8 protein-coding genes and 1 other RNA gene are annotated in these 12,279 nt (G+C 33.6%); 4 read left to right on the plus strand and 5 right to left on the minus strand.

Going from position 1 to position 12,279, the window contains the following annotated elements; genetic code table 11:
* The 4 genes from BT1A1_RS19350 to BT1A1_RS14120 form a co-directional block, all read left to right on the plus strand.
* A partial coding sequence (locus BT1A1_RS19350) for a hypothetical protein (protein WP_034772410.1) occupies nucleotides 1-182 on the plus strand: 182 nt, incomplete at its 5' end.
* A gap of 130 nt (nucleotides 183-312) precedes the next feature.
* The gene (locus BT1A1_RS14110) at nucleotides 313-3,495 is read left to right on the plus strand and encodes a restriction endonuclease (RefSeq protein ID WP_034772412.1); all 3,183 of its coding nucleotides are present in this window, start codon (nucleotides 313-315) and stop codon (nucleotides 3,493-3,495) included.
* Nucleotides 3,492-7,037 (plus strand): Eco57I restriction-modification methylase domain-containing protein, encoded by a 3,546-nt coding sequence (locus BT1A1_RS14115; RefSeq protein WP_034772415.1) that lies wholly within the window; start codon nucleotides 3,492-3,494, stop codon nucleotides 7,035-7,037. Before BT1A1_RS14110 ends, BT1A1_RS14115 begins: the two co-directional genes overlap by 4 nt.
* On the plus strand, nucleotides 7,030-7,245 hold the full coding sequence (locus BT1A1_RS14120; protein ID WP_034772418.1) for a YdbC family protein: 216 nt from the start codon (nucleotides 7,030-7,032) through the stop codon (nucleotides 7,243-7,245). The genes BT1A1_RS14115 and BT1A1_RS14120 overlap by 8 nt, the downstream gene beginning before the upstream one ends.
* 194 nt (nucleotides 7,246-7,439) lie before the next feature.
* Here BT1A1_RS14120 and ssrA read toward each other — a convergent pair.
* From ssrA to secG, 5 genes are all read right to left on the minus strand, one after another.
* Nucleotides 7,440-7,801: a transfer-messenger RNA gene (gene ssrA, locus BT1A1_RS18005) on the minus strand.
* A gap of 134 nt (nucleotides 7,802-7,935) precedes the next feature.
* On the minus strand, nucleotides 7,936-8,403 hold the full coding sequence (gene smpB, locus BT1A1_RS14125; protein ID WP_034772420.1) for an SsrA-binding protein SmpB: 468 nt from the start codon (nucleotides 8,401-8,403) through the stop codon (nucleotides 7,936-7,938).
* A 272-nt stretch (nucleotides 8,404-8,675) separates the two neighbouring features.
* Nucleotides 8,676-10,946 carry a ribonuclease R gene (rnr, locus tag BT1A1_RS14130; RefSeq protein WP_051989155.1) on the minus strand — a complete coding sequence of 757 codons (2,271 nt, stop codon included), beginning with the start codon at nucleotides 10,944-10,946 and terminating at the stop codon, nucleotides 8,676-8,678.
* Nucleotides 10,947-11,009: 63 nt separating this feature from the next.
* Nucleotides 11,010-11,759, minus strand: coding sequence for an alpha/beta hydrolase (locus BT1A1_RS14135; RefSeq protein ID WP_034772424.1), 750 nt, complete (start codon nucleotides 11,757-11,759; stop codon nucleotides 11,010-11,012).
* Between the two features lie 212 nt (nucleotides 11,760-11,971).
* Nucleotides 11,972-12,205, minus strand: a complete 234-nt coding sequence (secG, locus tag BT1A1_RS14140) for a preprotein translocase subunit SecG (protein WP_034772426.1) — start codon at nucleotides 12,203-12,205, stop codon at nucleotides 11,972-11,974.
* Nucleotides 12,206-12,279 lie beyond the last annotated feature (74 nt).

Consider the following 12,279-nt stretch of genomic DNA (forward strand, 5'->3'; position numbering starts at 1 on the left):
AAGCGAGGAGGCTCGCCGGCCGCCCGCGGAAAGCGAATAAATTTCGCACGCATCAACATTCCTGTTATCTCTATACAGACATATTAAGGCAATTTCAGAACAGCCTCACTGAGCCAAGAAAACAAGCAAGTAAGGTGGCCGAAAGTGTACAAAAAGAGTGTCTTGGAATACCCGATATTTAAACCCTATCGAGAAAAACTTGACACATACTTCTTATTTTATTGAATTTAAAATAATACACGACTACGATATAATAATATTATATGTAACTTATTACCTAAACAAAATAAAAATTAATGTAGGAGAATCCAAATGCACAATGATTTGACCTTTTTTACTAATGAAGAAGGTAGAAATTTATATGATAGGTTTAATAAAATATTAAGCAAAAACACCAAATTTTTTGACGTGCTAGTTGGTTATTTTCGAACTAGTGGATTCTACTTAATGTATCCCGCCCTAGAGGAAGTAGAAAAAATAAGAATTCTAGTTGGAATCAATACAGATAAAAAAACTGTTCAAATTATCGAAAAATCAAAGGAAGAGCAAATCGTTTTTGATATGTCACATAAAGATGTAAAACAAACATATCAAGATGAAATCATCAATGAAATGAAAAAGTCTGAAGACAGTTACCAAGTTGAAAAAGGTGTAAAAACATTTATTAAATGGTTACAAAGTGGAAAAATAGAGATTAGAGTATACCCTAAAGCTCCTATCCACGCAAAAGTTTATATAATGAGAAAGGACTTAGATAAAGTACCTGATCAATATGGAAGTGTAATCACTGGTTCTAGTAATTTTTCAAAAGCTGGTTTAATAGATAATCTTGAATTTAATGTCGAATTGAAAGATAGCAGGGATGTTCAATACGCCTTAGAAAAGTTTGAGGAATTATGGGATGAGGGTATTGATATTTCTACTGAATATATTGAAACAATCAAAGAAAAAACATGGATTAAGGATGACATTACTCCATATGAATTATTTCTTAAAACTCTTTATGAATATTTTAAAGAGGAGATTAATGAAGATAAAAACGAACAATGGAATGAATTACTTCCAGAAGGATTTTTAAGATTACAATATCAAATTGATGCTGTTGTTCAAGCTAAAAAAACATTGGATGCATATGGTGGTGTATTTATTTCTGATGTTGTTGGTTTAGGGAAAACGTATATAACAGCTATGTTAGCTCGTCAATTAAAAGGAAGAAAATTAATTATTTGCCCCCCTGTTTTAATAGACTATTGGGAAAAAGTTTTGTGGGAATTTGATGTGTCAGCAAGAGTAGAATCATTAGGAAAGTTAGATAAAATTTTAGATTCAGATCTTGATAAATATAAATATGTGTTTATCGATGAAGCGCATAGATTTAGAAACCAAAAAACAGAGAGTTACGAAAAACTTCATCAAATTTGTTATAACAAAAAGGTGATTTTAATTACGGCTACACCTCAAAATAATTACTCAACAGATATAGCAAACCAAATTTATTTATTCCAGCCAAAAAACAACAGTACTATTATACCTAATAATAAAAACTTGGAAAAGTTCTTTCAAAGTCTTGAAAGTAACTTAAAAAAACTAGAAAAAGGTTCCGATGAATACAATCAGACTTTGAAAAATAATTCAGAACAAATTCGGGATCAAGTTTTACGGCACATTATGATTCGTAGAACGAGAAGTGAAGTAAAAGAAGTGTATGCTGAAGATCTTGAAAAGCAAGGACTAAAGTTTCCGGAATTGTCAGATCCTGAAAAAATTATATACGAATTTAACGATCATATAGAAAAAGTATTTAACCACACAATTTCCATTATTAAAAAGTTAGAATATGCTCGTTATAAACCATTAACATATTTAAAAGTCATCGATAAAAACGTAGCTTCAATGATGGTTTCACAAAGGAATATGGGTGGTTTTATGAAATCCATTCTCGTTAAGCGTCTAGAAAGTAGTTTTGAAGCATTTAAAAAGACACTTCACCGTTTTATTATCTCTTATGAAAAGTTTATTACTATGTGTGAATCCGGGAAGGTCTTTATTAGTAAAAAAATTGATGTTTATGATTTAATGGATAATGGAGACGACGAGACTTTAATGGAACTCGTTGAAGAAGATAAGGTGCAATTTTATAAAATTGAGGACTTCAATGATGAATTTATGCCTGCTCTTAAAAGGGATTTAACTAGACTAAGATTATTGGAAGAAGAATGGGAAGAAATAATTGAGGATCCAAAAAAGGATAAATTTCTATATGAATTAAAAAACAATCCAGTACTAAAAAATAAAAAGATTATAATCTTTACTGAATCAAAAGAAACTGCCGAATACGTAGGACTGTACCTTGAGGAACTCTTTCCGTCTCAGGTAATAGTGTTTAGTGGGCAAAGTTCAGAAAAGGTAAGAAAAGAAATAGAAGCAAATTTTGATCCTAAATTCGATGGTCAACATAAAGATGATATTCAATTTCTTGTAACTACAGATGTACTGGCAGAAGGTATTAACTTACATCGTTCTAACGTAATCGTGAATTATGATTTACCTTGGAACCCTACAAAAGTTATGCAAAGGGTTGGTAGAATAAATCGTGTAGGTACAAAACACGATAAAATATATGTTTTTAACTTTTTCCCAACTGCCCAAGCCAATGCAGAGCTACCACTAGAAGAAAATATTATTTCCAAAATCCAAGCATTTCACGATACATTAGGCGAAGATTCAAAGTACTTATCTGATAATGAAGAAGTAAGTTCTCACCAATTGTATTCTATTCTAAATAGTAAGGACAGTTTAGAAGGTGATGAAGAAGGTGATGCTTCACCACAGTTATATTTAAAATTAATTAGAGAGATAAGAGATCAACAACCAGATTTATTCGTCAAAATCAAAAATCTCCCATTAAAATCCAAAACAGGCAGGAAATCTCTTCTAGTTGAAAAGGATTCTACCATTTCGTTCGTGAGAAAAGGAGCATTAAAAAAATTTTTTATTACCGATGGTGAAGTAATTACTGAAAAACCTTTTTTGAGTGCAATTAAATATTTTGAATGCAAAGAGGATGAAAAAAGGATATTAACACCGAAGGTATTTTTTGATCATCTAAATAAGAATAAGAAAAACTTCGAACAAAGTTTTGTTGAGGTTAATGAAATTATCACTGAAGCTCATAAAAAAACTGGTAGAGATTCTCAAGTGATAAAGTTATTGAAAGCTTTGTCCAAAGTAAAAACTTTTACAGAAAAAGAAGAAAAGATGATAAGACATCTAAGAAAACTGTGGGAAGATGGCAACATTCCATCAACAGTAACAAATGAAGTAGTTAAGAAGACAAAAGGTATAAAGGATCCAATTAAAATTTACTACGAAATTATAAATATTGTTCCTGATAGATATATTGAAAATAACAGAATCTTAAATAAAAAAGTAAATGTTTCTGGAGATATTGAAGTAATATTATCCTCATATTTAAAGAAAGGAGTAAATGAATGAATACTGTAAAAACCAAAATATTAGAAGAAACATTTAATCAGAGCTTTGATTTGGATAGATTTAAAAGGTTTGTTTTAGAATTTTTTAATGAACCAGAAATGTTTCCTTATAAAAGAAGTATTGGAATATGGAAGGAATATTCAGAACATGTAGCAGCCTACTATAAGATTGGGACTTATAAAGATGTAGATGAGAATAACTTGTTAATCTTAGCTGTTGAAATAAAAAAAGATAAAAGCGTAGAACGTGCAAGAACAATGCAACGGAATTTCATTTCAAAGATTCTTGATCAAAATGATTATGAAGCCGCAATAGTAGCCTTTTATTCACCAAATGAAACCAACTGGCGTTTATCTTTTGTAAGACTTGATTATACATTTTCTGAAAAAGGTTTAGAACTCGATTTAACACCAGCCAGACGTTATTCTTATCTTGTCGGAAAAGGTGAGCCAAGTCATACTGCAAAAGCTCAACTTCTACCGATTTTTGAAAACGATCAAGATAATCCTACATTAGATGAGATAGAAGAGGCATTTAGCGTAGAGAAAGTAACCAAGGAGTTTTTCGAACAATATAAAGAGAAATATCTTCAGTTAAAGGAATACCTTGAACAAGATCAAGCCTTTATTAACGAAACTAAAAAACTAGGACTTGAAGTTCCTAAATTCGCTGAGCAATTTTCAAAAAAATTATTAGGTCAATTAGCTTTTCTATATTTTATTCAAAAAAAAGGTTGGTTAGGTGTTAGAATTTTACCTGAGAATCATACCTTGTTAGAAAGTGAATACCAAAAAATTTATTATGAAAATGATGATATTCACAGGAATATTCTTGAAAGAGTTTTTAAAAAAGTTGGTACTGGAAAAAGAAAAATTTCGTCGATTGAATTATTTAATTTAACCGATCATGAAGCTGAATTATTTTCAGATTGTTTTGTAGGAACGAAATTCGATCAGCCTTGGGGGAGTGGAGAAAGAAAGTTTATAAGTAGAATTTTTAATCATTGTATAAATAAAACAAATAAAAACTTCTTTGATGAATATTTACAACCACTATTTTATGAAGCCTTAAACAAGAAAAGGAAAAATCATTATTTTAATAAATTCAACTGTAAAATTCCGTTTTTAAATGGTGGATTATTCGAACCATTAGAAGGCTACCATTGGCGAGATGTGAAATTTAGTATTCCAAACAGCCTTTTTTCTAATGAAAATGAAAAGGGAAGAGAAGCAGATGGTATTATAGATATCTTTGAACGTTATAATTTTACAATGAATGAAGATGAACCGTTAGAAAAAGAAGTTGCTGTCGATCCAGAAATGCTAGGTAAAATTTTCGAAAACTTACTAGATGTTACGGATCGAAAATCAAAAGGAGCATTCTACACTCCGCGTGAAATAGTACATTATATGTGTCAAGAAAGTCTAATTAATTTCCTCGTTAATGAAGTAGATGTACCTTACGAGGATATGAAAGAATTTATCTTATATGGAGAATTAATTAGAGATACTGATAGTCGTTCAGGTGTAGGATATACGAAAAAATATACCATAAAACCTAGTATCTTAAAAAATATAGTAAAAATTGATAAAGCATTAGAAAATATTAAAGTGGCTGATCCGGCTGTAGGATCTGGTGCATTTCCATTGGGAATGCTAAGTGAAATTGTTAAGGCACGGAATAATATTACAGATTATCTTGTTAGAGTAGATAAAGAAGGAAAACTTGGAAGAACAATTGGTGAGAAAACGATTAGGAAGAACCGGTCACCATACAAATTAAAAAGAGATACTATTAAAAACTCAATATTTGCTGTAGATATTGAACCTAGTGCAGTTGATATAGCTAAACTTAGATTATGGTTGTCTGTAATTGTCGATCAAGAAATAAATGAGGAAACCCCCGAACCGAGACCTCTTCCTAATCTAGATATGAATATTATGGTGGGAGATAGTCTCGTTGATGAATACGAGGGTATTAAATTATTTGATGAAAGTATTTTAAAAAGAAAAAAGGCAATATTAAAGGAATCAAGTGGTATAGAAGATTATACACAGCAGCTGAGTTTCCTAATTGATTATTCTGAAGAAATGTTAAATGAAATGTTTAAACTTCAAGATCGGTATTTTGATGAAATAAATGAAGAACGTAAAAATGAACTAAAGGAAAGAATTGATAAATTAAGAGATGATTTAATAGAATATAAATTAAGTCAAGATGATAATCAAACTGGTTTAAAGAAATACGATGAATTAAAGAAAAAGAAACAAAAACCTTATTTACTATGGTATTTGGAATTTGCAAAAGTTTTTCAAGAAAACGGAGGATTTGATGTTATTATAGGTAATCCACCATATATTGGATTTCATAAAGTTCCAAACAAAGAGTATTTTAAACAAAAGTACTTTTCTGCAAATGGTAAGTATGATTTTTATGTTCTATTTATTGAAAGAGGCATTAAATTACTTAAAGAAAATGGCATCCTATCTTATATATGCCCTTCTTACTTTTACAAAAGGGATTACGGAAAAAACATCAGAAAATTAGTACTAAATGAAACTAAATTAAATTATATATGTGATTTTAAGGATTTCCAAATCTTTGATTCAGCTTTAACTTATACTTGCATATTCTCATTGGAAAAAAACTCAGCAAATAAAGATCATAAAGTTAGAATTATAGAACAAGAATTATACGGATCTGAACACATAATAAGACAGGACAGTTTAAAAGAACCAGTATGGTCCCTTGAAAAAGATAACTATAGAGAAATTTTAGAAAAAATTACATCTAAGTGCAATTATAAACTTGGAGATATAACCAAATCTATTTCCCAAGGTATAGTAACAGGAAATAATGATGTATTTATTTTGGATAAAAATTTTATATTAGAAAATAATATTAATTTTAATTTTCTAGTAGAAGTATATAAAGGAAAAGATATTAGAAATGGAGAACTGATTGAAAATGATAATTATTTATTTTACCCATATTTAGTAGACAAAAAAGGAAAAAATATTTTAATTAGTGAAAGTGAGATAAAAGGGAAAAATCCAAATCTTTATGAATATTTATTATCAAAAAAAGATTTGCTTCTTAGCAGAGGCTATTTTGTGAAAAGTAACAAACAATGGTATGAATTATGGAATCCAAGAAAAAGAACACATTTTGAAAATAGAAAATTCGTATTTTCAGAAGTAAATGATCATAATGATTTTGTTCTTGTTGATGAATGTTTTTATACTGATAGTGCTTGTGGTATGGAAATAAAGGATGAGTTCAAAAAATTCGAATCCTTTTTACTAAAATATTTAAACTCTACTATAATTACATCAATTTATAGAAAAATTTCAGTTCCTAAAGCAAATGGATATTTAATTTATAAAAATGCATTTTTAAAAGACTTACCTATTATATTATTGGATGACTTCGCAAATATAAATTTTGATTTAATTGATATTGATGATTTTTTAGGCGATATTTTTAAATTAAATGAACAAGAAAAAACAATATTATTAGAAGAGGGAACTAAAAATGACTGAAATAAAATATGAAATTATTGAGCAAATTGCTATTTTATCTAAAACAACTAAAGGATGGCAAAAGGAATTTAACCTTATTAGTTGGAACGGTCGATCTCCAAAATATGATATTAGGGATTGGGCGCCAAATCGTGAAAAAATGGGGAAAGGTATTACTTTAAATGAAGAAGAAATTGGTAAATTAAAAGAAGCACTAGAAAAATTATGATACAAATTTCTAACTAAATTCAAAAGTTCCTAATGGCATTTGGTCATAAGGCTCTGATTATTATATAGTGAATTTTATCTTGAAACCATTTGGAACCATATAATTTCCTAAAATAAAAGGAACCATAAAGTTTCCAAACGGAAATTTTATGGTTCCTGTCACAAAAAAACTCTAGAATATCCACCAAATATGTATGGTGGAGACGGTGGGAGTCGAACCCACGTCCAGAAATATCGGCACTTAAGCGTCTACGAGTGTAGTCGATATATTGGCATTTCGCGATTCACTCGGCCTATCGACAGGCTCTGTGAACGCTAGTCTGATTGTTCTCTTCCTTCGCCTTCAGACGGCAGGCAACCGGCGTATCCCACTCAGATGAGCCCCTGACCCTACCACGTGGGCGATGGAGGGAGGAGCAGCTTTGCGCTTATTAGGCAGCTAAAGCTAAGTTATTGTTAGATTTGCCAGTTATTATTGGCGTGGCGTTATTTACGAGCTCGCCGACTCGACTCGCAGCTTAAGCTCGACCTATCCCTGTCGAATCCTTAACGTCCCCATGTTGTATAGGTTAGTTATGGAATAGTTTTTACTTAGCTACTATTCAATTGTTTTTTGTCGCTGGTCTTTCCTTGCGACATCTTTATTATAGCAAAAACAACTAAAAAAACAAATGGAATGTTTTGTTTCAGTTTACATCTTTTGTCTTTCCCGGAATGCTCGTTCAATATCCCGTTTTGCTTCTTTCTTCTTCAAGTCTTCTCGTTTATCGTATTTTTTCTTACCTTTAGCCAAAGCAAGCTCGACTTTAGCAAAACCGTCCTTCAAATAAATTTTTAACGGAACAAGGGAATATCCGGATTCTTTCGTTTCACCAATTAATTTATTAATTTCTTTTCTATGCAAAAGCAATTTCCTTGTTCGCAGCGGGTCATGATTATAGCGGTTCCCCTGCTCATATGGGCTAATGTGCATATTGTGTAAGAACACCTCGCCCTTTTCAATCCGGGCATATGCATCTTTTAAATTGGCACGACCTGCACGAATGGATTTAATCTCTGTTCCTTGCAAGACGATTCCGGCCTCATAGGTTTCCTCAATAAAATAATCATGAAAAGCTTTTTTGTTTTGGGCAACGATTTTTCCTCTTCCTTTTGGCATAATGCATTCCCCCAGTAACCATTTATTTTAGCAAAAAACGGTGAGAAAAGCAATTTGTGATGGAAGCAAATTTTCTTTGAGAACATTTAAGCATTTTCAAACGGGTTTATCTTTAACTTTATAAGAAATATGCAATTTTGTAACCAATCAAATTTTAAATAGGCACAGCCCCTCTCCTTTGGACCGTACCTAAAATGATTCCTACGAGATTTGGTGAAATATAAGCTAAAATGTCCAACATCGCCATACTTGGACCGCACACACAATGATTCCTACCTTGTTTTTTTCTTTTTCCGTTTTGCACTAGGAGCATTCTCATAAAATTTCTTTTTCTTCTTCGGTTTCTTATCTGAGCGACTGTCTCCGTTTTTGCTACCGTTCCGCGGTTTTTTATTCGGATTGGCAACAACGATTTTTGGCGCTTCTTTTCGCTCCGAACGTCTCGTGGACTTCATGCCGACAACTTCAAAATCAATCGAACGTTCATCTTTATTAACATTAATCACGCGAACAGTAATCTCATCGCCAATTCGGAAAACATTACCGGTTCGCTCGCCAATCATCGCATATTGCCGTTCATCATAATGATAATAGTCATCGGTTAAGTAGCTAACGTGGACGAGTCCTTCAATCGTATTCGGCAGTTCAACAAATAGACCAAAGTTTGTTACGGAACTAATAATGCCATCGAACTCCTCACCGATTTTATCCAACATAAATTCGGTTTTCTTCAATTCATCGGTTTCGCGTTCAGCATCGACTGCACGCCGCTCCATTTTTGATGTATGCTCGGCGATTTCCGGTAACATCGCATCCCATCTTGCCTGAGTGGCCGGGTCAATTTTTCCATCAATTAAATACGTCCGAATCAAGCGATGAACAATTAAATCAGGATACCGGCGAATCGGTGAAGTAAAATGGGTATAAAACTCGGTTGATAATCCAAAATGGCCCAAATTTTCCGGGTAATATTTCGCCTGTTGCATCGAACGGAGCATTACCGTATTAACGACCATTTCTTCCGGTTTGCCACGGACTTCATCGAGAATTTCTTGTAACGCACGAGGATGAACGGAATTGGCTTTTCCCCTTACAATCAAGCCGAAATTCGTGATAAACTCAAAAAACCGCTGTAATTTATCCTCTTTCGGGTCTTCGTGAATTCGGTAAATAAAAGGGACCTCGAGCCAATGGAAATGTTCGGCAATCGTTTCATTGGCGGCTAACATAAACTCCTCAATTAACCGTTCAGCAACCGACCGTTCCCTTGTGACGACATCAGTCGGGTGTCCTTCTTCATCAACCAACACTTTTGCTTCTTTAAAATCAAAATCAATCGCTCCCCGGTTCATCCGTTTATGACGTAAAATGGAAGCCAATTCTTCCATTAATTCGAACATAGGGACAATGGGCTCGTATTTTTTCCGAATTTCTTCATCTTTATCGACTAAAATTTTATTAACGTCCGCATAAGTCATCCGCTCCGTTGTCTTAATCACACTTTGAAAAATTTCGTGACTGACAACTGTGCCATGTTCATCAATCTCCATTTCACAAGATAATGTCAGGCGGTCAACATGCGGATTCAAAGAACAAATGCCGTTCGACAGACGATGGGGAATCATCGGAATGACCCTGTCAACCAAATACACGCTTGTTCCTCGTTCAAACGCTTCACGGTCAATCGGGCTTCCTTCCGTTACATAATGGCTGACATCGGCAATATGGACGCCTAATTTGTAATTACCATTTTCCAATTTCGTTACAGTAACCGCATCATCCAAATCTTTTGCATCGGCACCGTCAATCGTTACAATCACTTGGTCGCGGAGATCACGGCGGTTTGCCAGCTCACTTTCGGTAATGATATCCGGCGTCTTTTGAGCTTGCTCCATCACCTCATCCGGAAATTCCATAGGCAATCCATGTTTATAAATGATCGATAAAATATCAACCCCCGGGTCATTTTTATGCCCAAGAATTTGGACGACTTCCCCTTCCGCACTCATTCGGCCTTCCGGGTAAACGGTAATGTTGACAACAACCTTATGTCCTTCCACCGCCCCCATCGAAGCTTCTTTCGGGATAAAAATATCTCCGTTAAATTTTTTATCATCAGGAATGACAAAACCGAAATTCGCACTTTGTGTATAAGTACCGACAATTTGTTTCGTTCCTCGTTCTAAAATACGAATAATGGTTCCTTCTCTTCTCGCTCCGGAACTCTGTTTTGTAACCCTTGCAAGCACCAAGTCACCATTTAAAGCGGTATTTGTTTCACCGGGAGGAATAAAAATATCATCCATGCCGGGTTCTTCCGGAATAACAAAAGCAAAACCTTTCGCATGTCCGGAAACTCGTCCGCGAATCAGGCTCATTTTTTCCGGAAGTCCGTAGCGGTTGCTTCGTGTCCGAACAACGAGACCCTTTTCTTCCATGTATACCAGTGTTTTGACAAAATCTTTAAATTCACTGGAGTCATTAATTCCGAGAGCAGCTTCCAACTCACTTACCGTCAGCGGTTTATAAGCTTCTTCTTTCATATAATCAAGTAATTTTTCAACTAAGGCTAGCTGTTCCAAAGTAAATACCTCCTTTCGATTTTTTTATTCTTTCCAATCCAAGCTATTTAAAAACTGAAGGACATCTTCATGCAATTGTTCTCTTTCCTTATCCAATGTAATCACATGACCCGACTCTTCATACATCTTTATTGATTTCTCCGTTGATTCCACTTCATTATAAATAATTTTTGCACTATCGATATTCACCATTTGGTCATTTTTTGCCTGTACGATAAATATCGGGGCATAGATCATATCGATATTTTTTTTCACCTCATCGACTAACTGCTCATTTTCCTTCAATAATTGCTGCAGCTCTTTAGAATCGAATGCACTCATTTCTTTTTCAATTTGGTCTTTCGTTTTTCCTTCTTTTTCCTTAAATTCTCTGGCAAATTGTAAAACGCCTTGATAGAGTACATCTTTATTTTTAAAATACATCGGGGCACACATGGGAACAATCCCTTTTACCGGTTTCGAGTATCCAAGTTTTAAAGAAAAAAGTCCGCCAAGGGAAAGACCGGCAACCGCTATTTCATCATGGCCCATATTTTTTAAATCATCGTACGCTTGGACGACATCTTCCCACCAATCATCCGGAGTATATTTCAATAATTCTTCCGGTGTTTTCCCGTGCCCGCGATAAATCGGTGCGTGGCAAGTATATCCATGTTTCTCAAGTGCTCTTCCCAGCATTCGAACATCGGCGCTATTCCCGGTAAATCCGTGCAATAGTAAAACAGCTCTTGGACCTCTATGAAACGTAAAAGGCTTTGGTGCAACGATTTTCAATTCCATTCTTCCTCTCTATGTACAAACAACTACTAGTATTTTTTACGAAAAAAGATAAAGTTAAACTTTGTAAAATGAAACTTCCGCTTAAACGGGGAAATAATTTCCTGAATTCAGCTTACAAAATCTTAAGGCAAAAGTAAAACAAAGTGCAAAGCCTCTCTCCAAAAGAAAAAATCCTGACCAATTGCGGCCAGGAATCGATTTATTCATTAATAACCAAAATATGCAAGTAAAATGGTCAATACGAAAAAGATGATTGAAAGGACAATTGTAATCCGTTGAAGAACTAAATCCATTCCACGGGCTTTTTGTTTACCGAATAATTGCTCAGCACCACCGGAAATGGCACCTGATAAACCCTCACTTTTCCCTGATTGCAACAGGACAACAGCAATTAAAGCAAGGCAATCAATAACTAGTAATACGATTAAAAAAGTATGCACACGTCTACCTCCTAAAGGAACATAACTATTATTAATGTAGCATAAATGTGTGATAAAAACAATTGCAACATGAA

It is taken from the genome of Caldibacillus thermoamylovorans, from assembly GCF_000751775.1.
Taxonomy (GTDB): Bacteria; Bacillota; Bacilli; order Bacillales; family Caldibacillaceae; genus Caldifermentibacillus; species Caldifermentibacillus hisashii.

Excerpts from the sequence above, each read along its gene's own strand:
- BT1A1_RS14110 (WP_034772412.1), top strand. The coding sequence starts at position 313 with ATGCACAATGATTTGACCTTTTTTACTAATGAAGAAGGTAGAAATTTA.
- BT1A1_RS14115 (WP_034772415.1), top strand. The coding sequence starts at position 3,492 with ATGAATACTGTAAAAACCAAAATATTAGAAGAAACATTTAATCAGAGC.
- BT1A1_RS14120 (WP_034772418.1), top strand. The coding sequence starts at position 7,030 with ATGACTGAAATAAAATATGAAATTATTGAGCAAATTGCTATTTTATCT.
- smpB (WP_034772420.1), bottom strand. The coding sequence starts at position 8,403 with ATGCCAAAAGGAAGAGGAAAAATCGTTGCCCAAAACAAAAAAGCTTTT.
- rnr (WP_051989155.1), bottom strand. The coding sequence starts at position 10,946 with ATGAAAGAAGAAGCTTATAAACCGCTGACGGTAAGTGAGTTGGAAGCT.